Source organism: Helcobacillus sp. ACRRO, from assembly GCF_022347125.1.
In the GTDB taxonomy this organism is placed as follows: domain Bacteria; phylum Actinomycetota; class Actinomycetes; order Actinomycetales; family Dermabacteraceae; genus Helcobacillus; species Helcobacillus massiliensis.
The window spans coordinates 89,567-111,975 of sequence record NZ_JAKRNG010000007.1 but is presented as its reverse complement, the minus strand read 5'-3'; the positions used below and the strand labels follow the sequence as shown (position 1 = coordinate 111,975).

At 66.9% G+C, this 22,409-nt stretch carries 17 protein-coding genes, 1 tRNA gene and 1 pseudogene; 12 read left to right on the top strand and 7 right to left on the bottom strand.

Annotated features, from left to right (window positions below; translation table 11 throughout):
- Both MHY20_RS04325 and MHY20_RS04320 read right to left on the bottom strand, forming a co-directional pair.
- Positions 1-1,048 (bottom strand): ATP-binding protein (locus MHY20_RS04325; protein ID WP_239375080.1); only part of this gene is annotated, 1,048 nt, incomplete at its 3' end.
- Positions 1,045-1,767, bottom strand: a complete 723-nt coding sequence (locus MHY20_RS04320) for a response regulator transcription factor (RefSeq protein WP_239375077.1) — start codon at positions 1,765-1,767, stop codon at positions 1,045-1,047. The genes MHY20_RS04325 and MHY20_RS04320, both read right to left, overlap by 4 nt.
- A 206-nt stretch (positions 1,768-1,973) precedes the next feature.
- Between MHY20_RS04320 and MHY20_RS04315 the strand changes: the two genes are divergently transcribed.
- The 6 genes from MHY20_RS04315 (at position 1,974) to MHY20_RS04290 (ending at position 7,474) form a co-directional block, all read left to right on the top strand.
- A complete protein-coding gene (locus tag MHY20_RS04315; protein WP_239375074.1) occupies positions 1,974-3,317 on the top strand; it encodes a hemolysin family protein in 1,344 nt (447 codons plus the stop codon).
- Positions 3,314-4,378, top strand: coding sequence for a hemolysin family protein (locus MHY20_RS04310; protein ID WP_239375071.1), 1,065 nt, complete (start codon positions 3,314-3,316; stop codon positions 4,376-4,378). The genes MHY20_RS04315 and MHY20_RS04310 overlap by 4 nt, the downstream gene beginning before the upstream one ends.
- A 353-nt stretch (positions 4,379-4,731) precedes the next feature.
- Positions 4,732-5,619 (top strand): M23 family metallopeptidase, encoded by an 888-nt coding sequence (locus MHY20_RS04305; RefSeq protein ID WP_239375068.1) that lies wholly within the window; start codon positions 4,732-4,734, stop codon positions 5,617-5,619.
- Positions 5,616-6,665, top strand: coding sequence for a tRNA (adenosine(37)-N6)-threonylcarbamoyltransferase complex transferase subunit TsaD (tsaD, locus tag MHY20_RS04300; protein WP_183373874.1), 1,050 nt, complete (start codon positions 5,616-5,618; stop codon positions 6,663-6,665). The genes MHY20_RS04305 and tsaD overlap by 4 nt, the downstream gene beginning before the upstream one ends.
- A gap of 76 nt (positions 6,666-6,741) precedes the next feature.
- Positions 6,742-6,814, top strand: a tRNA-Arg gene (locus MHY20_RS04295).
- A 291-nt stretch (positions 6,815-7,105) separates the two neighbouring features.
- On the top strand, positions 7,106-7,474 hold the full coding sequence (locus tag MHY20_RS04290) for a DUF1206 domain-containing protein (RefSeq protein ID WP_343064023.1): 369 nt from the start codon (positions 7,106-7,108) through the stop codon (positions 7,472-7,474).
- Here MHY20_RS04290 and MHY20_RS04285 read toward each other — a convergent pair.
- Complete coding sequence (locus MHY20_RS04285) at positions 7,459-8,640, bottom strand: ROK family protein (protein ID WP_183373876.1); 1,182 nt, start codon at positions 8,638-8,640, stop codon at positions 7,459-7,461. The genes MHY20_RS04290 and MHY20_RS04285 overlap by 16 nt on opposite strands.
- Positions 8,641-8,755: 115 nt before the next feature.
- Here MHY20_RS04285 and xylA point away from each other — a divergent pair, with 115 nt between their 5' ends.
- From xylA to xylB, 4 genes are all read left to right on the top strand, one after another.
- Positions 8,756-9,949, top strand: coding sequence for a xylose isomerase (xylA, locus tag MHY20_RS04280; RefSeq protein WP_239375062.1), 1,194 nt, complete (start codon positions 8,756-8,758; stop codon positions 9,947-9,949).
- Positions 9,950-10,037: 88 nt separating this feature from the next.
- Entirely contained in the window at positions 10,038-11,243 is a 1,206-nt protein-coding gene (locus MHY20_RS04275) for an aminotransferase class I/II-fold pyridoxal phosphate-dependent enzyme (RefSeq protein WP_239375060.1), read from the top strand.
- Positions 11,244-11,285: 42 nt separating this feature from the next.
- Positions 11,286-12,821 (top strand): Na+/H+ antiporter NhaC, encoded by a 1,536-nt coding sequence (gene nhaC / locus MHY20_RS04270; RefSeq protein WP_239375057.1) that lies wholly within the window; start codon positions 11,286-11,288, stop codon positions 12,819-12,821.
- Positions 12,822-12,879: 58 nt separating this feature from the next.
- On the top strand, positions 12,880-14,262 hold the full coding sequence (xylB, locus tag MHY20_RS04265) for a xylulokinase (protein ID WP_239375055.1): 1,383 nt from the start codon (positions 12,880-12,882) through the stop codon (positions 14,260-14,262).
- Positions 14,263-14,375: 113 nt separating this feature from the next.
- Here xylB and MHY20_RS04260 read toward each other — a convergent pair.
- From MHY20_RS04260 to MHY20_RS04245, 4 genes and pseudogenes are all read right to left on the bottom strand, one after another.
- Positions 14,376-15,912, bottom strand: a pseudogene (locus MHY20_RS04260) (IS1634 family transposase).
- A gap of 68 nt (positions 15,913-15,980) precedes the next feature.
- The gene (locus MHY20_RS04255; protein ID WP_239375052.1) at positions 15,981-16,190 is read right to left on the bottom strand and encodes a hypothetical protein; all 210 of its coding nucleotides are present in this window, start codon (positions 16,188-16,190) and stop codon (positions 15,981-15,983) included.
- Between the two features lie 123 nt (positions 16,191-16,313).
- Positions 16,314-16,637, bottom strand: coding sequence for a helix-turn-helix domain-containing protein (locus tag MHY20_RS11720; RefSeq protein WP_317700097.1), 324 nt, complete (start codon positions 16,635-16,637; stop codon positions 16,314-16,316).
- Between the two features lie 525 nt (positions 16,638-17,162).
- Complete coding sequence (locus tag MHY20_RS04245) at positions 17,163-19,433, bottom strand: bifunctional alpha,alpha-trehalose-phosphate synthase (UDP-forming)/trehalose-phosphatase (RefSeq protein ID WP_239375050.1); 2,271 nt, start codon at positions 19,431-19,433, stop codon at positions 17,163-17,165.
- A 205-nt stretch (positions 19,434-19,638) separates the two neighbouring features.
- Between MHY20_RS04245 and lysA the strand changes: the two genes are divergently transcribed.
- Together lysA and MHY20_RS04235 are read left to right on the top strand one after the other, a co-directional pair.
- Positions 19,639-21,051, top strand: coding sequence for a diaminopimelate decarboxylase (lysA, locus tag MHY20_RS04240; RefSeq protein ID WP_183373890.1), 1,413 nt, complete (start codon positions 19,639-19,641; stop codon positions 21,049-21,051).
- Positions 21,052-21,079: 28 nt separating this feature from the next.
- On the top strand, positions 21,080-22,408 hold the full coding sequence (locus MHY20_RS04235) for a homoserine dehydrogenase (protein WP_239375048.1): 1,329 nt from the start codon (positions 21,080-21,082) through the stop codon (positions 22,406-22,408).
- The last annotated feature ends 1 nt before the right edge of the window (position 22,409 follow it).

Genomic DNA, 22,409 nt, shown 5'->3' with positions numbered 1-22,409 from the left:
GCGTCACCCGAATGGTGGAGGAGGGCGCCCGCGCAGCCCGCCGCGGGTCATCGATGACCTCGATCCTGCCGCCGTGCAGCGTCACCGCCCATCGCGCGATCGCCAGCCCCAGCCCGGTGCCGCCGGAGCCGTCCAGAGCCGCCTCTCCGCGCTCGAACCTTCCGAACACGCTCGCGCGGTGCTCCTCGGCGATGCCGGGACCCTCATCGCGCACTTCGATGCACACGCCGTCGACCCCCGGCCCGAAGGCGCCCTCGGTGAGGAACGCGATCACGGAGATGCTGCCGCCGGCGGGGGAGTGGCGGGAGGCGTTGTCCAGGAGATTGGAGAACACCTGCCGGATGCGCTCCGGGTCAGCGGCGATGCTCAGGTCCGCCGGCTGCACATCCACCGACCAGTGCACATCGCGCCCCTGGACCCGGGCCGCCAGCCTCGCCGTGTCCGTGACCTCATGCAGCAGCGGTGTGAGCTCGATCTGCTCTGTCTGCAGATCCGTCACCCCGGCCTCCAGCCGGGAGAGATCCAGCAGGTGGTCCACGAGGCGGGACAAGCGCTCCGTGGCCTGCAGCGTCACCTCGAGGTTCTCCGGTGTCACCGGGGTCACCCCGTCGGCCAGGTTCTCCAGCTGGCCGCGCAGTGCGGCGACGGGGGTGCGCAGCTCGTGGGAGACGTTCGCGACCAGCTCGCGGCGCATCCGGTCGGTCTGCTCCAGATCCGCGGACATGGTGTTGAACGCGTCGGCCAGCTGCCCGACCTCATCGCGGGAGCGAGTGGTGACGCGGCGCTCGTAGTCCCCCTGCGCCATGGCGCGCGCCGCCGCCGTCATCTCCCGCAGCGGTGAGGTCATGCCGCGGGCGAGGACCTGGGTGACCGCAAGGGCGGCCAGGACCGTCAGCGGGATCATGATGATCGCGTTCAGGCCCGTCTTCGACCCCACCCACGCGATCGCGGCGGCGACCAGCACGGAGACCCCCACGAGGACGCCGAGCTTCATCTTGAACGACTGGAACCCCTGCAGCGGGGTGGGCAGCTGTTCGGAGCGGCTCACTGCTCCTCCGCCGCCTGCGGCACCTCGAGCGCATAGCCGACGCCGTGGACGGTGCGCACCAGGTCGCTGCCGAGCTTGCGGCGCAGCGCCTTCACATGCGAATCCACGGTGCGGGTTCCGGTCGCATCCACCCAGTCCCACACGTCCTCGAGCAGCTGCTCGCGCGAAAGGACCGTTCCGGGCGCGTTCGCCAGGCACAGAAGAAGGTCGTACTCGGTCGGGGTGAGGTGGGCGAGCTCCCCGCCGCGGGTCACGCGGCGCGAGGCACGGTCCACCACGAGGTCGCCGAGGGTGAGGGTGGTCTGCGCCGCCGGTTCCTGCTCCGCGGCGCCGAGCCGCTGGACGCGCCGCAGCAGGGCCTTCAGACGCGCCACGAGCTCGCGCATGGAGAAGGGCTTGGTCATGTAGTCGTCGGCGCCGACGCCGAGGCCGACCAGCATGTCGGTCTCGTCATCGCGGGCGGTGAGCATGAGCACGCCGAGGTTCTGGTCATCTCCGATGCGGCGGCACAGTTCGAGCCCGTCGAATCCGGGCAGCATCACATCCAGCACCACCAGGTCGGGCTTCAGCTGCTGGATGGCCGCCAGGCCCGTCGGTCCGTCGTGGGCGATGCGCACCTGCCAGCCCTCCGCGGAGAGACGGTCGGCGATGGCGCGGGCGATGGCCGCTTCGTCCTCAACGACGATGACGCGAGGAGCTGCTGTGTCCGTAGATTCCATGCCCACAAATGTAGGCCGCGGCCCGAACACCCAGCTGTGAGGGGAGAGGTCGACGGATGCCGACCACCTGTGGGGCCGGAGCCCGTCGGCGAATCCCACAGAGCAGACGGCGGCGACGACCCTATACTCGATGCCACGATGAACGACATATGCGACCCGAATCCTCTCCCGTCGTCCAGACCGGCCCTGAGCGGTGATCAGGGCCGATGATGACCTGGCTCCTGCTGCTTGCCGGTGTCCTGCTGACGCTCGGCACCGCCCTGTTCGTGGCGGCCGAGTTCTCCCTGGTGGCCCTGGACAAGCACACCGTGGAGAAGGCCGCGGCCGACGGCGACACCGGCGCGAAGGGTGTTCTGTCCGCACTCACTCATCTCTCCACGAACCTCTCCGGCGCTCAGGTGGGCATCACCATCACCACGCTTCTGTTCGGCTTCGCCGTGCAGCAGCCGTTGACTGACCTGATCACGCCCGGTCTCGGCGCCGTCGGCGTCCCCGAGGGGCTCAGGGCCGCCATCGGCGTGGCGCTCGCGATGATGATCAGCTACGCGTTCTCCATGGTGGTGGGGGAGCTGATCCCGAAGAACCTCGCCATCGCCGTGCCGTACCAGACGGCCCGCGTGGTCGCACCGCTGCAGCACGCGTTCACCGTTGCACTGCGGCCCGTCATCATCATGTTCAACGCGACCGCGAACTTCTTCCTGCGGCTGATGAACATCGAACCGCAGGAGGAGCTCAGCAGCGGCCGCTCACCCGCGGAGCTCGACTCCCTCGTGCGGCATTCGGCCCGTGCCGGCACCCTGGACCGCGCGACCGCGGTGCTGCTGTCCCGCACCCTGCAGCTGCGCGAACGCGAAGCCGCCGACGTCATGACCCACCGCGGGAAGATGCTGTCGATCGGCGTCAGCGCCACCGCCGAGGACGTCCTCGCGCTCACTCGGAAAACCGGACACTCCCGCTTCCCCGTCATCGAGGACAGCGAGGACGATGTGGTCGGCATCATCCAGGTGCGTCAGGCCGTCACCGTGCCGCGCGAGCAGCGCCGCACCACGACGGTCCGGGAGCTGATGAGCGAAGCGCTGCGCATTCCGGACACCGTGCCGCTGGACTCCCTGATGGTGGACCTGCGCGAAGCGGGTGCCCAGCTCGCCGTCGTGATCGACGAGTACGGCGGCACCGCCGGCATCGTCACCCTCGAGGACGTGATCGAAGAGATCGTCGGCGAGGTCAGCGACGAGCACGACGATGACGAGCCCGAGCGCTTCGTGGAGAACATCGACCACTGGCAGGTGTCCGGTCTGATGCGCCCTGACGAGATCCGCCGCGAAATGGGCATCCTCATCGAGGAGTCCACCGAGGTGGACACCGTGGGCGGCATCGTCATGATGCACCTCGGGCGCATCCCGGCTGTGGGCGACACCGTGACGGTCGGCGGCGTTCGGTACGACGTCCTCGCGATGGACGGCCGCCGCATCGACTCGCTGCGGCTGACCGTGCTCGACCCCGGGGTGCTCGCACACCGCGACCGCGATGCTGAGGAGGAGGCCGAATGAGCTCGACAGTCTCCCTCATCGTGGGCCTGGCGATGCTGCTGGGCAACGCGTTCTTCGTGGCTGCCGAGTTCGCGGTGATGAGCGCCCGGCGCAGCCAGCTCGAACCGCTGATGCAGGAGGGCCGGCGCGGTGCCCGCACCGCCATGTGGGCGATCGAGCACGTCTCGATCATGCTCGCCACCGCCCAGTTCGGCGTCACCATCTGCTCCGTCACCCTCGGTGCGGTGGCGGAGCCGGCGATCGCCCACCTGCTGGAGCCGATGTTCGTGCGCTTCGGAGTGGCGGCTGGGCTCGTCCACCCGATCTCGTTCGCCATCGCGCTGCTCATCGCCTCCTACCTGCATGTGGTGTTCGGCGAGATGATCCCGAAGAACATGTCGATCTCCCTGCCGGTTGGGTCGGTGCTGCTGCTCGCCTGGCCGCTGCGCGTGTTCTCCCTGCTGTTCGCTCCGGTGATCTGGGTGCTGAACACGGTGGCGAACATGGTGCTGCGCGTTTTCGGGGTGGAGCCGCGTGATGAAGTGGAGAGCGAGTTCACCGCTGATGAGATCGCTGCGATCGTGGACGAGTCCAGGCGCGAGGGCCTGCTCGTGGACGACCAGGGCCTTCTGGCCGGAGCGATCAACTTCTCCGACCACACAGCGCGTGAAGTCATGGTGCCGATGGAAGAGGTCGTCACCGTCCCCTACGGCGTCACCCACGCCGAGTTCGAGGACATCGTCGCCGAGACCGGGTTCAGCCGTATCGGTGTGCGCAACGACGCGGGTGACCTGGTGGGGTACCTCCATCTCAAGGACGTGATCCTGCCGCCGGATGCGAGCGACGCCGATTACCGCAGGGTGATCTCGCCGGGCCGGGTGCGGGCGGTGGTGTCCGTTGCGGATGACGACGAGATCGAAGAGGCGCTGCGGGCCATGCAGTACAACGGCGCGCATCTCGCCCGTGTGGACTCCGCCGGTGCCCGCAGCGTGGGCGCCGTGTTCCTGGAGGATGTGCTGGAGGAGCTCGTGGGTGAGGTCAAGGACGTCATGCAGAAGCACGGCGGTGCGGCCAACGGCTGATCGGCATGGCCGTCACCTGCAGACCGGGAATGCCGTCAACGGCTGACCGGGAGGGCGGTCGACGGAAGCCGACGACGGTTCGATGGGGAGTCGTCCCCGAATCCGACCCGAAATTCCTGTGATGCGGTCAACAGTGATTGTTTCGGAACGGGCACGAAAACAGTGTTCTGATCTTCGGAGTTTCCCGTCCTGCACAGGCCTCGGCAAAGACTTGGCAATGAAGGGCCTGGAGGGTGCCTGAGGAGTCTGGGAGCTTCCTACGATTGAACGCGGCTTGAACGGAAGGCGCCGGGGTGATGGATTCACGGACCGGCGTTGGACCCCCGCAGACGATCGGAAGGAAGGGTGTCGACATGGGAAAGCGTCGCGCTGATGGCCCGGCACAGATCCGGCCGCTGCAGCCCGCCCCGCGCGGTCTGCACCGGGGCACCCGCACTGCCTCGGTCGCCGTCGCCAAGGCGAGCGCACTGAGCACCTTCGCGGTCGCCACCATCGCCCTTCCCCTGGCGACCTCCTCCACCGGCGCGTTCGGCATCGCCGCGTCGAACGCCAGCACGTCCGAGCAGGCGCCGGCCGGAGCTGCACCCGGTGCTGCACAGGCCGCCCCTGCAGTCGGCGCTCCTGCTGCCCCGGCTGCTCCCGCTCCGCAGGCGATCCCGGCCGTCAGTGCCGGAGCTGTGGAGGACACCGCCGTTCTGGAGACCGGCGCGGCCGATTTCTCCGTGGACGAAGCGCCGACTGAGGCTGAGGTTGCGGCAGCCAGCGCTCCGCAGGCCGCGGGCGGTCAGACCGCCACCGGCAAGCGCGCCGGCGCTCCTGCCGAGGTCGAGAAGGTCTCCCAGGGCAAGCGCGCCGCCTACGTCGATCCCTCCGGCGGTGCCGCGATCAGCTCCGGCTACGGCTACCGCACTCACCCGACCCTCGGCTACACCAAGTTCCACGACGGCGTCGACTATGCGCAGGCCTGCGGCGATGTCGCCCGCTCCGCCGCCGACGGCACGGTCTCCAAGGTGGGCTACCACCGCGCCTCCGGCAACCTCGTCGAGGTGACCCACGCCGACGGCACCGTCACCCAGTACTTCCACCTCCAGTCCCAGAGCGTGGTTCAGGGCCAGAGCGTCGTGCAGGGCCAGGAAGTCGGCAAGGTCGGCACCACCGGCCGCTCCACCGGTTGCCACCTGCACTTCGGCGCCAAGACTCCGAGCGGTGAGTCGACGAACCCGCTGAACCTTCTGCGATGACCTCACCCATCGTCCTCGGCGTCGAGTCCTCCTGTGACGAGACCGGATTCGGTCTCGTCTCCAACGGCCGCCTGCTCGGCCAGGGCATCGCCTCCAGTGCCCAGCAGCACGCCGAGTTCGGAGGTGTGGTTCCGGAGATCGCTGCTCGCGCCCATCTGGACGCGGTGGTCCCGACCTTGGAGAACTCCCTGGCCGCGTCGGACGTGGAGCTCGAGGACATCACCCACGTCGCTGTCACGAGCGGCCCCGGCCTCGCCACCGCCGTCCACGTGGGCCTCGCGGCCGCAAAGGCGATCGCGTGGGCTCTGGACAAGCCGCTGTACGGCGTCCACCACCTCGCCGGCCACGCCGCAGCCGACCTGCTCGACCACGGCCCCCTGCCCGACAAGGGCATCGTCCTCATCGTCTCCGGTGGGCACACCTCGCTGCTCGAGGTCCACGACCTCGTGGAGGACGACATCGTCCACCTGGGGGACACCCTCGATGACGCGGCCGGTGAAGCATTCGACAAAGTCGCGCGTCTGCTCGGCCTGGGCTACCCGGGCGGGCCGGTCATCTCCGCTGCGGCGGTGGACGGGAACCCGTCGGCCTTCCGCTTCCCGCGCGCGATGCTGCGCCCCGGCGATGATCCCTACGCGTTCTCCTTCTCCGGGCTGAAGACCGCGGTGGCGCGGACAGTTGAGAAGCTGGAGCGCGATGGCGACCCGGTTCCCGTCGCGGACATCGCCGCATCGTTCGAGCAGGCGGTCGTGGATGTGCTCGTCGCCAAGGCACTGCGCGCCTGCCGCGACAAGGGCATGCAGACCCTCACGATCGTCGGGGGAGTGGCAGCGAACAAGCGCCTGCGCACCCACGCGCAGGAGGCGTGCGATGCCGCCGGGATTCAGCTGCGCGTCCCGTCGATCGATCTGTGCACCGACAACGGGGCGATGATCGCCGCTGTCGGCGACATGCTCGTGCGCGCCGGCAAGGAGCCGTCGGGACTCGCGATCAGCGCGGACCCGTCGGCGGTTCTCGAGAGGGCGCAGCTGCCCAGCGCTGGGTGAGCTTCCCCTCACCCGGCTCTCGTCTTCGTTTGAGAGGGCGTCCAGCGGCCCGGGCGTTGCTAGACTGGACCGCGTTGCCCGCGTAGCTCAGTGGATAGAGCGTCTGCCTCCGGAGCAGAAGGTCGTAGGTTCGAATCCTGTCGCGGGCACAAGAAAGGGCCCCTGGTCAGCGGAAACGCAGACCAGGGGCCTTCTTCATGCCTGGCTAGAGTGGACATGTACGCACTGAGGTACGCAATACGCAACGCGCCGGCGCTTGGATGTGGGTTGCCCAAGGGATGATGGACCCATGCGCATCGACGATTTCTTCCAGGAGTCGCCCGATACCGGGAACCCCTGGGACACACAAGAGACCGAGCTCAACGCCGAGCTGCTGACCCAACTGGCACAGGGCACGGCCCCTGACCCCAAGCCTCTCGAGACAGCCCTGTCCCTCACCCGTGGGGCGCGTGCTGATCGCCGTGGCGGGGCTGGCAGTGATCGGCATCGGCGTCTACCACATCGTCAAGGGCGTCACCCGCAAGTTCGAGGAGGACCTGCAGGCCACCGGCGGCGGCAACGTGGGCAGGGCCGTCGTGGTCACCGGGGTGGCCGGGTACGTGGCCAAGGGCCTGGCGCTGGTCGGCGTGGGCGTGCTGTTCGGCTGGGCCGCTATCGGCGCCGATCCGGAGAAGGCCACCGGCATGGACGGAGCCATCAAGCAGATGGCGACCCTGCCGGCCGGCACCGTGCTGCTGGTCGTGGTGGGCGTGGGCCTGATCCTGTACGGGATCTACTCGATCCTGCGCTCGCGCTACGCGTCCATGTGAGACCGGGCCGCGCGCTCGATCCAGCGCCCGGGGGCGGAGAGCACCGGCTGCAGGGCCGCGCGAGCGGCCCCGCGCAGGGCAGGGTCCTCGAGGTCGTCGGAGCGCTCGAGGGTGATCGGGCCCGCCTCGGCCGCCAGAGCATGACGATCCACGGTCTCCCGCACCACGGGCGAGATCTCCTCCGCGATGGGAGCGAGGTACCCGGACAGCACCACCGTGGACACGTCCAGCACGTTCATCGCATTGGCCACCGCGAGGCCGAGTGAGCGGCCGATGGTCCCGATGACCTCGGCCCGGTCCCCGCTGCGGGCCAGGGCGTCGATGAGATCGTCGATCAGCACGTCGTCCCCGAGGCCGGCGCGCTCGCGCAGCGAGTGGTACGAGATGTAGGCCTCCAGGCAGCCTCGGCGCCCACAGAGGCACCGGTCACCTCCCGGCTGGACCACCGTGTGGCCGAACTCGCCGGCCCAGCCGTGCACGCCGTCGAGCAGCTCCCCGTCGATCACGACGGCCCCGCCCACACCGGTGTAGCCACGGATGTAGATGAACGACTCCCCGGGGCGCTGGTCCAGCTCGGTGAGCACGGAGAGGCGGTTGTCGTTCTGCGCCCGGACGGACAGATCGGCGAGAGCCGGGTGCTCCCGCAGCAGGCTCACGAACGGCACCCGGTCCCAGCCCAGGTTGGGGGCCGACAGTACGTGATCGCCGTCCGGAGCGATGCGGCCCGGGATCGCAGCGACCACGCCCGCGATCGGCAGATGCCCCACCTCGCCGCGCGCCTGGTCCATCAGCCGCGCGCAGCAGGAGATCGCGTCCTCGGTGGTGGCGGAGGTCACGCTCACGTACTCCGTGCGGCGGGACAGAGTGCGACCGGCGAGGTCGACGGCCAGGCAGACCACGTGATCCGCCGCCACCTCGATGCCGATCGCAGCCAGGGTGTCCATGGCCGGGAGCAGCGGGACCATGGGGCGCCCGGCCCCCGATCTGACCGGTGCGTCCTCCTGGATCAGGTGCGCGCCGATCAGCTCCTCGACGAGCTTGGAGACCGTGGGCTTGGTTAGGCGGGTCTGCTTGGCCAGTGCCGCGCGGGACAGGGGGGAGGGGGAGGAGACGACCGCTCGCAGGATCGTCGAGAGGTTGTGCTCGCGCAGGTGCGTGGACTGCATCTCTTCCCCCAGAGTCCGTTGCCGCTCGTGCTCCCCAGGATTCCATGTCTATAGTAAGTAACGCAAACTAACTAAGGGGTGGCGAGGCCGCCCCGGAGCAGCGGAGGACCCGACGATGACAGCCCCGATCCCCACCCGTGACGACAAGTTCTCCTTCGGCCTGTGGACCACGGGCTGGGAGGCGCGCGACCAGTTCGGCCTGGCGACCCGCCCGCCGCTGCAGCTGTCCGCCCACATCCGCAGGCTCGCCGAGATGGGCGCCTGGGGCTTCACCTTCCACGACAACGACGTGGTGCCCTTCGACGCCACCCCTCAGGAGCGTCAGCAGATCATCGATGAGCTCACGAAGCTCACCGAGGAGACCGGCCTGGTGATCGAGATGATCACCACCGACACCTTCGCCCACCCGGTGTTCAAGGATGGCGCCTTCACCTCCAACGACCGCTCCGTGCGCCGCTTCGGCCTGCGCAAGGTGCTGGCGAACGTCGACCTCGCCGCCGAGCTCGGCGCCACCACCTTCGTGATGTGGGGCGGCCGCGAGGGATCGGAGTACGACGGCTCCAAGGACCTGCTCGCCGCTCACCAGCGCTACGCCGAGGGCATCGACACCGTTGCCGGGTACATCAAGGACAAGGGCTACGACCTGCGCATCGGTCTGGAGCCCAAGCCCAACGAGCCCCGCGGCAACATCTTCCTGCCCACCGTGGGCCACGCCCTGGCCTTCATCGAGAAGCTGGAGCACGGCGACATCGTGGGCATCAACCCCGAGACCGGCCACGAGCAGATGGCCACCCTGAACTACACCCACGGCCTCGCGCAGGCGCTGTGGGCCGACAAGCTCTTCCACATCGACCTCAACGGCCAGCACGGGCCCATGTACGACCAGGACCTCGTGTTCGGTCACGGCGATCTCATCAGTGCCTTCTTCACCGTCGACCTGCTCGAGAACGGCTTCCCGTCCAAGCCCGGCGCCTACGAAGGCGCTCGCCACTTCGACTTCAAGCCCTCCCGCACCGAGCACGAGAAGGGCCAGTACGACTCCGCGTACGCCAACATGGAGATGTACCTGATGCTCAAGGAGCGGGCCGTGGCCTTCCGCCAGGACCCCGAGGTGCAGGAGGCGCTGGCGTACTCGGGCATCGAGGAGCTGGCCCAGCCCACCCTCGGCGAGGGCGAGTCCGTGGAGGACCTGCTCGCGGACCGCTCGACCTACGAGGACTTCGACGTGGACGCGGCCGGTGCGCGCAACTACGGCTTCGTGCGGCTCAACCAGCTGGCCATGCAGCACCTGCTCGGCTTCCGGGCCTGAAGCATCCAAGAGACCGAATTGCCTGTGGATTTTTTAACCGGACACTCCGCACGCGACACCAAACGAATCAATGCAAAGGCGCACCCCGATGATCGAGCCGAACCTGCTCAACAGCTCTGTATGGGGCCATCTGATCCGCGAAGGCAAATACGATTACATCCCACTCAACGTTGCTGAACTTCAGTTCCCGACCGCGGCGCCAATATGCGAGGAACTGACCCGCCTCGCACAGACCGGAGCGTACGGATACACAGAGCCCTTCGAGGATTTCCCACGCCTCGTGCACGACTGGTGTTTACGCCGTCACGGGTGGGAAGTAAATATGGATCTGGTGGTGATGGTGCCGCGCGTAGTACATCTCCTCGCTCTCATAGCCCGTGAGTACTTCCCGGCGCCGCCAATTGTCGTTACGATGTCCCCTCAATACTCTCCCACGCTCGAAGTCCTAAAGCGCAATGGCTGCGCAATCCGTACATCTCGCCTCGTTGAAGAGGGTAACGTATGGTCCGTAGACCTAGCAAACCTGGAATCCGTTATATTTGGTGCGGACATGCTTTTACTTTGCTCGCCGCACAATCCGACAGGAACCGTCTGGCCTCGCCATGAACTTGAGCAAATAGCAAGAATGTGCGAAGCCGCCGGGGTCATGGTCGTCTCTGACGAGGTGCATTCTGACTCCGTGCGGCATGGCACCCATACGCCCTTTGCGCTGGTCGCGGGGGAGGGGCAGGAATGGATCAGTTGCATCGCTCCAGGAAAAGCATTCAATCTCGCAGGACTCGAGACGAGCGCAATTGTCTGTTCGCGAACTGAAACTTCACAATGGTTGCGCGGATCGCTTAGGCGGGCGGGATTCCATAATGCTAATATTTTTGGTCTACGCGCGACGCAAATAGCATGGAGTCAATGTGATGAGTGGCTGGATCGCACACAGTTAGAGCTTCAAGCATCATTTGATCTCGCGTGGAAAGTATTACGACAGGAACTGCCCGGCCTGCGACCGGTTCCGGCGGGCGGAACATTCCTATTGTGGATAGACGCGCGTAGCGTTGGCAATGAGGATGCACTACGGAAATGGTTCGTTCGAGACGCCAAGGTTATTCCAGGTTTCGGTTCCGACTTTGGAGAAGAGTACTCTGGATGGTTACGTTTGAACCTCGGTATTCCCCGCGACCGACTTCAAGAGGTGCTACGCAGGCTTGTTAGTACGGCACCTATCACAGCGCGGTCCAAGATGAATGCTCCCAGCTGCCCAGCATCTTGCGATTCGCGCGGATCAGCGCACACGGATTAATTCAAAGCGCACAGAGACGCGCTTCCGCGAGAGAGGAACCCAATGAACAACGTCGATCAACTGGGTGAAGAGCCGGCCCCCGAGACTCAACACATCAATCCCGATGAGCATGGGCGCAGGAAGCCGACGCTGTTGGTCGCTCTCATTCCCATATTCGCAATGATGATATTCCTCGGCGTTGGCTACATTGCCTTTGGTCTCAATGCCGAGCCTATGATCATCCTTTCAGCGGCTGTTGTAGCGGTGGTCGCCAAGTTCCTCGGCTGGACCTGGAACGATATGGTTGAATCGATCGCGGTTAAAATGAAAAAGACGTGGCCTGCGATCCTCATTCTGATCTGCGTAGGCCTTCTAATTGGTGCCTGGATGGCTGGCGGCACAATCCCAATGATGATCTACTGGGGATTGAGGATCATTAGCCCCCAATTTATCGGTCTGACAGCTCTTTTGGTGACATCAATAGTCGCATTGGCGACCGGAACGTCCTGGGGGGCTGCCGGGACGGTAGGAGTCGCTTTCATGGGCGTTGCGATCGGCATGGATGCGAATCTTGCCTCAGTTGCAGGTGCTGTTGTGGCCGGTGCGTATTTCGGAGATAAGATGTCGCCGCTTTCGGACACTACGAACCTGGCGTCGATGATTACGCGTGTCAACCTCTATGAGCACATTGCTAACCTGCTATGGACGACACTTCCAGCATATATTATCTCCGCCCTGGCGTTTCTCTTTGTGGGGCTGAACAATGAAGGGAGTGGCGAAATTTCATCGGAGAGCATAGACGGCATGCTCACCTCCCTCTCCTCAGGGTTTGATTTCAATCTACTGGTCGTTTTGCCGGTGATAGTTGTCTTTGCGGGTTCACTTCTCCGCATGCCGACTATTCCTGTTATGTTGTCCGCCGCCGCTCTCGCGATGATCAACGCGGTGGTGTTTCAGGGAATCTCATTGCAGAACACCGTGGGCGCGATCGTCAACGGCTTCAACCTAGAGATGATTGAACGGGCGGGGTTTGATGCTGTGTCGGGCGGGGAGGATCTCGCGACGCTTCTGAATCGTGGAGGGATGAATTCCATGATGGGCACGCTGCTCATTGCGTTTTGCGCTATCGCCTTCGCGGGTATCATCGATCTGACCGGTTCGCTGCAGGTGATGGTCGAGAAGCTGTTGGCAGGCGTCAAGAATATTTTCGGACTGGTAGGAGCGACGATCGTCACTTGCTTGACGACAATCGGGGTGACTTGCAACGGGCAGATTTCAATTATTCTGCCCGGTGAGATTTTCCGTCCCGAATACATCAAGCGAGGAGTTCACCCGAAGGTGCTGGGGAGAACGATTGAGGACGCCGCAAGCGTGATCGAACCTATCCTCCCCTGGACTGCGGCGGGGGCTTACATGGCGGGCACCTTAGGCGTCGCAACCCTCGATTATCTGCCGTGGGCGGTTCAGAACTGGGCGGGGGTCCTAGTTGCAATTGTTCTGGCTGCGACGGGAATGGGTATCACGAGGCTAACTGCAGAGACGAGCGCTGAGGAGGGTGGCGTCGAGAATGCGGGCGGTCCCTCTGCCACTATGGCATGAAACACAAGATTGAAGCGCCAGCTCAGCGGAGCTGGGGAATGTAGGGAAGGAAAGTACTATGCCCTTCGTGTTAGGCATCGACTCCTCCACCCAGTCCACCAAGGCCCTGCTGGTCGACGCCGAGACGGGCGAGGTGCAGGACGAGCGCCGCGCCGCCCACCCCGAGGGCACCGAGGTCGATCCCCGTGCCTGGCTGGACGCGGTGGACGAGGCGGCCGGTCCCCTCCTGGAGCGGGCCGAGGCCCTCGCCGTGGGCGGCCAGCAGCACGGCATGGTGCTGCTGGACGAGCACGGCGGCGTGGTGCGCGACGCCCTGCTGTGGAACGACACCCGCTCCGCACCGCAGGCGCAGGCACTGATCGAGGAGATGGGCGGGCCCGAGCAGTGCGTCGGTGAGATCGGCAGCCTGATGGTGGCCTCCTTCACCGCCTCCAAGCTGCGGTGGGTGCGGGACAACGAGCCCGACAGCGCAGCGCGCGCCCGCTCCGTGATGCTCCCGCACGACTACGTCTCCCGTCACCTGGCCGGGGGAGGGGACGCCTTCACCGACCGCGGCGATGCCTCCGGCACCGGCTACTACTCCACACGCGCCGAGGCCTGGGCGCCTGAGCTGGCCGAGCGCGCCCTGGGCCACGCCCTGGAGCTGCCCCGCCTCCCGTCGACGCCGCAGGAGGTCATGGCGCGCACCCCGGGAGGCGCCGCGATCGCGGCCGGCACCGGCGACAACATGGGCGCGGCCCTCGGGCTGTCGCTCGGCCCGGGGGACGTCTCCGTCTCAATCGGCACCTCCGGTGTGTGCGCCATGGTCACGGACGTCCGGCCCGACGACGCCTCAGGCACCGTCACCGGCTTCGCCGACGCCACCGGGCGCTTCCTGCCGATGACCACCACCATCAACGCCTCCCGGATCCTCGAGGCCGGCCGTGCCCTGCTGGGCGTGGACCACGAGGAGCTCTCCCGGCTCGCGCTCGCCTCAGAGCCCGGGGCGGGCGGGGTGACCCTGCTGCCCTACTTCGACGGGGAGCGCACCCCCAACCGCCCCACCGCGCGGGCCACCCTCACGGGAATGAGCGCCTCCACCACCCGTGAGGACGTGGCGCGCGCCTACGTGGAAGGCCTGCTGTGCTCCCTGGCCGACGGCATCGCGGCCCTGGAGGACGTCACCGGCACCGCTGCGGCCCGGATCGTGCTGATCGGCGGCGGGGCCCGCAGCCGCGCCGTGCAGGAACTGGCCCCGGCCGTGTTCGGCCGCGAGGTCGAGATCGCCCCGAGCGGCGAGTACGTCGCACTCGGAGCAGCCCGCCAGGCCGCCTGGGCGCTCGCCAGCACCGACGAGCCGCCGCACTGGGAGATCACCGGCAGTCGCACCGTCGGCGCGGAGGCGACACCGCAGGTGCTGGCGGCCTACCGTGAGCTCAAAGAGCGCACCGAGGGCTGGTGAGCCCGGGAGTGCCCGGACCTGTTCGCGGACGCACCACCGGCGCGTCGCACCGGCCGGCCACCCCTGACCCCGCACGCCTGACCGAAGGAGCATCCGACCTGACTTGGACCTCTTTAGTGTGTCACTCGCTGAAGGACGTGTCGGGCGTCGTCGGTGAGTTCGGGGCTCGCGGTGATCTTTTGCCCGGCGATGGTGATAGTGACGTCCTGGAGGGGACGGAGTGTCCGGATGATCCGGCGGATGCTGAACCCGGTCTTGTGCTGCAGGTAGCGGGCGATCGCCAGGGCCGTGAACACGATGGTGAGGTGGGCTTCGATCGCGTCGCGTTGCCGGTGAAATATGGGCCTGGCCTGCAGGTCTGTCTTACTCATCCGGAAGGACTGCTCGACGTGCCAGAGGTCGTGATAGCTCGAGAGCACCTCTGCCGGCGGCATGACCTGGGCGGGGATGTTGGTGACGTAGCCCTTCAATCCGACCAGGCGCCGAGCTCGCTCGAGAGAGGCTTCGTCGAGGGTGCGACCGGCCGCAGTGGTCTTCACGAACCGGGTCGACTTCACCGCCGCGTCCCCGTCGATCACGGCCCGGGCCCGGTTCTCCTGCGCAGTGAGTGTGTGTCCGTCCCGGACTGCGCGTTTGCGGGAGTAAGCCCAGACGGCCCGCCAGTGCCCGGGATGCTGCTCGGGGTCCCAGACCGGCTCCCGCCGGTTCTTCTTCCGCTCGGTCCTGGTGTTGCCGTGGCGCGGGGTGATCGTGTCGATCAACTGCCCATCGGTGAACGCAATGCCCATTCCAGTGGAAGTGATTCGCCAGGTCACCCGGCGCTTTCACCTGTCTTGAGCCGACGATGAACTTCAGCTCCGCCTCGTCCAGCGCCGTCAGATTGGCGGTGGAGAGCATCCCGGCATCAGCGACCACAACCATGTCGGCAAGGTTGTGGCGGGTCTGGAACTGCTTGATGATCGGGACGATCGTGCGGGTCTCGGCATGGTTCCCCTCGAAGCAGCCGATCTCCAACGGGAACCCGCCCCGGTCCACGAGCAGGCCGACCACGATCTGCGGATCGACCCGGCGTTCCTTGGAGTAGCCGACCTTCCGCAGCTCGTCCTCGTGCTCCGCCTCAAAGTAGAGCGTGGTGACGTCGTAGAGGACCAGCGAGATGTCACCGCTGGTGGCAGCGTGTTCGAAGCACTTCGTGGCAATGTGGTCGCGGTACTCGCGCTCGGCGACGCGTGCCAGGCAGCGCTTCATCGTCGAGCGGTGCACCGGGTCCATCCCAACCTCGGTCAGCACTCTGGCGGAGTCGCTCATCGAGGTCGGCTCGATCAGTCTCGCGGCGACGAGCTGGAAGAACGCCTCGTCCTTGATGACGTCGAACCCCAGCGCCGCCCACGCGGACTGCAGCGTCTCTAGCAGCAGCCGGGACTGCTTCGACGTGATCGTCGCGGGGCTCGTCGACGTTGCTGTCCCCAGGTCGAGGACGCCCTGACCAGCGTTGATCTTCTCCCGACCCGCCTCCATCAGGCCGGCGAGCTCGGCTTCGGTATGAGCCGACCCGAGATGCTCCAGGACCACATCCCGACGGTTCCGCCGCTCGGCGATCTGCACCGCAGTCGCACCCGACGCCGTCTTCACCTTCCGCAGAAACACCATGCCGTTAGTGTGTCACCCACGACCTCCGGCACGGCCCTGACCAGGAGGAACATCGACAGAATCAGCGTTCATCTCCCAGAGAGGTCCAACTCGGGTGACCGGCGCGAGTGAACCTTCGTCGCGAGCACCCCGCAGACCGGACAGCCCGGCGTGACGGTCGAGGTGATCACCACCCGCCGGTCCCCGTCGGGCAGGTCGGTGGCGTCGATGACGCGGTAGTTGGGCAGGTTGAAGATCGTGCTCGCAGCATCGCGCTGCGAACCAGTATTCTCGTGCACAGGCTCGTGGTCCTCTGGGATGTGGATGTCTTGACAACACCCATCACAGCAGGGCCACGAGCCGTTCTACGCCAGCGACGCGACGCTCCCCATCACCACGAATCGGGAAGAGCCCCTTAACGATCAGCTGGAAGCGCGAGGCGTAGCGCTGATCCTCAGCTCCTCTGCCGTGGCGGCGTAAGCACGCTCGATGTAGGCCTCCAACTCGGCCTCGCAAACTCTCCACTGGTTCCGCCCGCCGACACGGATGGCCCGCAGCTCACCTGAACGCAGAAGGTCGTAGGTTCGAATCCTGTCGCGGGCGCTACGAGTAGGCCCCTCACCAGCAATCAGTGGTGAGGGGCCTTTCGTTGTGCTTCCGTCTGTCGCGGGAGTCAGATCAGCAGTGGTTGGTGTCGCCGGTCGCAGCGGTGATTCCGGGCGAGGTGTCCCCCACGTAAGAGACATCCAGCCCCGGTGAAACACCGAAGGTGAAGGACCTGCACCCGGTGTTGGGGTTCACGCGCTGCCCTTGGCGGTGGCACCGGGAGCGTTGAAGGCCGGAATCCCAGGCCCGGACTTCGTGCTGGACGCTGACTGCTGGACGGTGCAGGTGACGCGAACGTCGGTCACGACTGCATCAGCCGGAAGGTTGTTCGCGCCGACGGAATTCACTCTGAGCGTCAATTCATGAGGGTCCCCAGTTGTGCCTGGTGCGTCAGCCGGCATCCGATCAAACGCCGCGGTGCAGTTCGACCCTGCGACCGGGTTCGGGTAGCGGTAGGCTGCGTAGACCGGTGCCGCGACGGACACAACGGCGGCCGGCACAGACCAGGCCACGCCCCTCGCGAGGTTTCGGAGTGAGGGGCTGACGGGCTTCTCTGACGTGGAGGTCTCACTCGTCTGTTCGATGGGGAGTGCCTTCGCGCTGCATTGGGGATACTCGCACCGCACCAGTGTGTGACCAAACGGTGATTATTGGTCACAGCGTCGTCAGGAGTCCGAACGTCCCGTCCTCGTCCGCAGCGAACGGGACAGATCCACGAGGAACGAGCGGACATCCTCCGGGCTCTCCAGGCGGAACTGCGCCGCCGTATCGCCCTCACCCACCTTTATGGTGATGTCGTCCTCCTCCGCGCGGGCGAACACGGACTCGTCGGTCACATCGTCACCGATGTACAGCCACGCATCGGCGGCGCACGCCCGCGCGAGGGTCTCCACCGCTTCCCCCTTCGTGGCGGGGATGACGGAGAACTCCACCACGGCCTTGCCCGGGGTGACCCGAACATCCGGCAGAGTGCGCGCGTACTCCAGCGCGGCCTCCGTCGCGTTCACACCACCGCGCCCGCGGGCGTTGCGGGTGTGCAGCACCGCGGCCGACGGCTTGACCTCCACCTCGGTGCCGGGGAACTTCAGCGCGATCTTCTCCAGCGTCCGCCTGATCGACTGCAGCAGAGCGGTGCGCTGCGGGTTCATCGACAGCGACGCACCGTCCAGCACGCTCGCGTCCATATCGCGGGGCAGCGCCCCCACTTCAGCACCGTGGGAGCCGACCAGCACCACCGAGCTCGGCATGTGGGTGCGGCTGTCCAGGTCCTCCAGGGTGCGCCCGGACACCAGGGCCACGTTCACCCCGTCGATGTCGGCGAAGCCGCGCAGCGCCGCCAGCGAGTCCGGCAGCGCCTGCGCATCATCGCGGTGCGCGACGATCGGGGCGAGGACGCCGTCGAAGTCGGAGGCGATGAGCACCCGTGGGATCGACATGAACCGCTCAACGCTCTCATCCAGCTCCTCCAGCGGGGGAGCAGTCTCCCCGCTGAGGCGCACCTCCGGAATGTGGGGGCTCGAGTTGCGCTCCCCGCCCTCGCTCAGCACCGACAGGAAGTCATCGGCCCAGTCCTGCACAGTGTTGTTCTCCACCTGCCGGCGCAGCGACTCCATGGCGGCGCGCTGCTCATCGGGGGACATGGCGAGGGCGTGCAGGATCGCGGTCTTCAGCTCATCGATGTCATGCGGGTTCACCAGCGTGGCGGCGCGCAGCTCATCCGCGGCGCCGGTGAACTCCGACAGCACCAGCACGCCCTGGCAGTCCACCCGGGAGGAGATGTACTCCTTCGCGACCAGGTTCATGCCGTCGCGCAGGCTCGTCACCAGCAGGACGTCCGCCGCCATGTACAGGGCGGTCATCTCCTCCCGGTTGAAGGAGCGGTGCATGTAGGTGATGGCGGGCCGGCCCAGCGGCGCGAAGTCGCCGTTCAGGCGGCCGACCGTCAGCTCCACTTCGTCACGCAGCTGCCGGTAGGCATCCACGCGTTCGCGGGACGGGGTCGCGACCTGCAGCATCGTCACCAGGTGCGGATCCACCGCGCCTTCGGCCAGCAGCTCGCCGTAGGCCTTCAGGCGGTGTCGAATGCCCTTCGTGTAGTCCAGGCGGTCCACGCCCAGCACGATCCTCTTCGGATTGCCGAGCTCCGCGCGGATCTCCTCCGCGCGCTTGAGCACCGCCGGGTCCTTCGTGAGGCGGTCGTACACGGAGGTGTCGATCGAGATCGGGAACGCGCGCGCCACCACGGTGCGGTCCGGCTCCACGCCGATCCCCGGCACGTGGATCTCGTGCTCAGCGGAGCGGTAGCCCAGCAGCTGCCGCACGCAGGTCATGAAGTTGATGGAGTCGCGCTCCCGCTGGAAGCCCACGAGATCCGCGCCCAGCAGGCCCCGCAGCACCAGGTTGCGCTTGGGCAGCTGTGCGAACAGTTCGAACGGCGGGAACGGAATGTGGTTGAAGAACCCGATCTTCAGGTCGGGTCGCTGCGCGCGGATCATCTCCGGCACCAGCTGCAGCTGGTAGTCGTGCACCCACACGGTGCCGCCGCGCACCGCAACGGACGCGGCCGCCGCCGCAAACTTCCGATTCACATCGACGTACGCGTCCCACCAGGTGCGGTGGAAGTTCGGGTCCGCGATCACGTCATGGTACAGCGGCCATAGGGTGCCGTTGGAGAAGCCCTCGTAGTACTTCTCCACCTCGCTGTTGGTGAGGAACACCGGGAAGAGGCTCATCCCGTCGGCCTCGAACGGCTCGATCGCCTCATCCGTGAGGCCCGGCCAGCCCACCCAGGCGGCGGAGTCGACATCCTCCATCACCGACTTCATCGCGGTGACCAGACCACCCGGGGACGTCACCCACGAACGGGTGCCGTCACTGGCCACGTGCTGGTCAACAGGGAGTCGGTTGGCGACGACGACGAGCTCATGCTTGTGCATGTGGTGAACCTCCTACAGCCTTCGCTGTGAGCGTACCAATGGCCCCAGACGACGGGCTGAACCAGGCCGGGCCCGCCCCGTCGGCCACCGGCCCGCCACGACCACGGAGCCGCAGTGTGGACACCCATCTCACGGCCAGGCGCCCGCTCCCTACGATGGAGCGACATCGATCCGGACGGAGCGGTGCCGACCACAAAGGAGACCCATGCGCGCACACGAAGCCGGAGCCCTGCACGGCAATGACGCAGCCCCCACCTGGCTGCCCTACCCGGCTGATGTCAACGCCCTCATCCCGGGCCTGTTCTCCCAGCAGACCCGCCGCGGCGACGACGGCGCTCTGGAGATCGGCGGCGTGAGCGCCCACGCCATCCTCCAGCAGGTCGGCTCACCCGCCTTCGTCATCGACGAAGAGGACTTCCGTGCTCGCGCCCGCGCCTTCAAGGATGCGTTCGAAACCGCCTTCGCACCCCTGAACGGCGCCCATGTCAGCTACGCCGCGAAGGCGTTCATCGCCACCCGTATCGCCCGCTGGATGGCGGAGGACGGCCTCGGCCTCGACGTCTGCACCGGCGGCGAAATGGCTGTCGGACTGCGCGGCGGCATGCCCGCCGACCGCATGACCCTCCACGGCAACAACAAGTCCGACGCCGAGATCGAACGCGCGCTCACCGAAGGCGTCGGCCGCATCGTCATCGACTCCCTCGAGGAGATCGACCGCGTCGCCGACATCGCCGAGCGCCTCGGCACCACCGCCCACGTCCTGCTGCGCGTCACCAGCGGCGTGGAGGCCCACACCCACGAGTTCATCGCCACCGCCCACGAGGACCAGAAGTTCGGCATCTCCATCACCACCGGAGACGCCCTCACCGCCGCTGAGGACGTCCTCAAGCGCCCCAGTCTCCACCTCGACGGGCTCCACTCCCACATCGGCTCGCAGATCTTCGACACCCACGGCTTCGAGGTCGCCGCCCGACGGGTCCTCGCGCTCGTCAAGCGCATCCAGGAGACCACCGGCCGCACCTGCGAGCACCTCGTGCTCGGCGGCGGCTTCGGCGTCATGTACAACACCCAGCACACCCCCTCCACCCCGACGGCGCTCGCGGACTCCCTCGCCGAGATCATCCGCATCGAATGCACCGACCTCGACCTCCCGTTTCCGGTGCTCGGCTTCGAACCCGGCCGCGCCATCGCCGGCCCCTCGACGCAGACGCTGTACACCGTCGGCACCACGAAGATGGTGGAGCTCGGCCCCGCCCAGCGGCGCCTCTACGTCTCGGTCGACGGCGGCATGAGCGACAACATCCGCACCGCCCTGTACGACGCCGACTACTCCTGCCTGCTCGCCTCCCGCACCTCTGATGCGGAACCGGCCGTGGTCAGGGTGGTCGGCAAGCACTGCGAAAGCGGCGATATCGTCGTCAAGGACGAGTACCTGCCCGCCGATGTGCACCGCGGCGACATCATCACCGTCCCCGTCACCGGCGCCTACTGCTACTCGCTCGCCTCGAACTACAACCACGTTCCCCGACCCGTTGTCGTCAGTGTGGCCGATGGCGAGGTCAGCCCCATGATCCGGCGCGAGACCGAAGACGACCTCCTGGCCCGCGACCTCGGCTGACACCCCAACCCAAGGAGACGAAGACCCCATGACCCAGAACGCATCCGCACTCCAGCCGCTCAAGATCGCCGTGCTCGGCGCCGGCACCGTCGGCACCGACGTGATCCGCCTCCTCGGTCAGCACCCCAAGGACTTCGCGCACCGCGCCGGCGCACCGCTGGAGATCATCGGCATCGGTGTGCGCGACTCCTCGAAGGACCGCGGCCCCCACGTGGACCGCTCCCTCATCCGCGACGACCTCGAAGCCCTCGTCGAAGAGGCCGACATCGTGGTCGAGGTGATGGGCGGCCAGGAGCCCGCCCGCTCCCTGATCCTGCACGCCCTCGAGAACGGCGCCAGCGTCATCACCGCGAACAAGGCGCTGCTGGCGACCGACGGCCCCGCCCTGTACGAAGCTGCCGACCGCCACGGCGTGGACATCTCCTTCGAAGCCGCCGTCGCCGGAGCCATCCCGCTGATCCGGCCCCTGCGCGACTCCCTTGCGGGGGACCGCATCGAGCGCGTCCTCGGCATCGTCAACGGCACCACCAACTACATCCTCGATGCCATGACCCGCACCGGGCAGAGCTTCGACGACGCCCTCGCCGACGCTCAGCGCCTCGGCTACGCCGAAGCGGACCCGACCGCCGATGTGGAGGGACAGGACGCCGCCGCGAAGGCATCGATCCTCGCCTCCCTCGCCTTCCACTCCCGTGTCCACCTGGACGATGTCTTCCTCGAAGGCATCACCCGCATCTCCTCCGATGACGTCGCCGCCGCTGAGCGCCTGGGCCGCGTCATCAAACTGCTGAGCGTCGTGGAGCGAGTCACCGGCGAGGACGGATCCGAGGCGATCTCGGCGCGCGTCTACCCGGTGATGCTGCCGAACGCGCACCCGCTGGCATCCGTCGGCGAAGCGTTCAACGCCGTCTTCGTGGAAGCGGAGGCCGCCGGCGAGCTGATGTTCTACGGACAGGGCGCCGGCGGCGCCCCGACCGCGTCGGCCGTCCTCGGCGACCTCGTCTCCGTGGCCCGCAACCGCGTCTTCGGAGGCAAGGAGCCCGACGAGTCCTTCTACGCCAAGCTGCCGACCGCAGGCCTGGACGCTCTCTCCAACCCGTTCTACCTGGCGCTCACCGTGGTGGACCGCCCCGGTGTGCTCGCCGACGTCGCCGGGATCCTCAGCGAGAACGGCATCTCGATCAGCACCATCCACCAGGAGGGGGCGACCGACCCGGAGGGCAGCGGCGCGAGCGCCCACATCGGCATCGTCACCCACACGGCGGGGGAGAAGGACATGCAGACCGCGCTGGAGCAGCTGCGCAGCCGGGACACCGTCACGAGCGTGGACTCGCTCGTCCGCGTTGAAGGAGAATGAC

Excerpts from the sequence above, each read along its gene's own strand:
- MHY20_RS04275 (WP_239375060.1), top strand. The coding sequence starts at position 10,038 with ATGATCGAGCCGAACCTGCTCAACAGCTCTGTATGGGGCCATCTGATC.
- MHY20_RS04245 (WP_239375050.1), bottom strand. The coding sequence starts at position 19,433 with ATGCACAAGCATGAGCTCGTCGTCGTCGCCAACCGACTCCCTGTTGAC.
- MHY20_RS04320 (WP_239375077.1), bottom strand. The coding sequence starts at position 1,767 with ATGGAATCTACGGACACAGCAGCTCCTCGCGTCATCGTCGTTGAGGAC.
- tsaD (WP_183373874.1), top strand. The coding sequence starts at position 5,616 with ATGACCTCACCCATCGTCCTCGGCGTCGAGTCCTCCTGTGACGAGACC.
- MHY20_RS04235 (WP_239375048.1), top strand. The coding sequence starts at position 21,080 with ATGACCCAGAACGCATCCGCACTCCAGCCGCTCAAGATCGCCGTGCTC.
- MHY20_RS04285 (WP_183373876.1), bottom strand. The coding sequence starts at position 8,640 with ATGCAGTCCACGCACCTGCGCGAGCACAACCTCTCGACGATCCTGCGA.
- MHY20_RS04310 (WP_239375071.1), top strand. The coding sequence starts at position 3,314 with ATGAGCTCGACAGTCTCCCTCATCGTGGGCCTGGCGATGCTGCTGGGC.
- MHY20_RS11720 (WP_317700097.1), bottom strand. The coding sequence starts at position 16,637 with ATGTCTCTTACGTGGGGGACACCTCGCCCGGAATCACCGCTGCGACCG.
- xylA (WP_239375062.1), top strand. The coding sequence starts at position 8,756 with ATGACAGCCCCGATCCCCACCCGTGACGACAAGTTCTCCTTCGGCCTG.
- xylB (WP_239375055.1), top strand. The coding sequence starts at position 12,880 with ATGCCCTTCGTGTTAGGCATCGACTCCTCCACCCAGTCCACCAAGGCC.
- nhaC (WP_239375057.1), top strand. The coding sequence starts at position 11,286 with ATGAACAACGTCGATCAACTGGGTGAAGAGCCGGCCCCCGAGACTCAA.
- MHY20_RS04305 (WP_239375068.1), top strand. The coding sequence starts at position 4,732 with ATGGGAAAGCGTCGCGCTGATGGCCCGGCACAGATCCGGCCGCTGCAG.
- lysA (WP_183373890.1), top strand. The coding sequence starts at position 19,639 with ATGCGCGCACACGAAGCCGGAGCCCTGCACGGCAATGACGCAGCCCCC.
- MHY20_RS04315 (WP_239375074.1), top strand. The coding sequence starts at position 1,974 with ATGATGACCTGGCTCCTGCTGCTTGCCGGTGTCCTGCTGACGCTCGGC.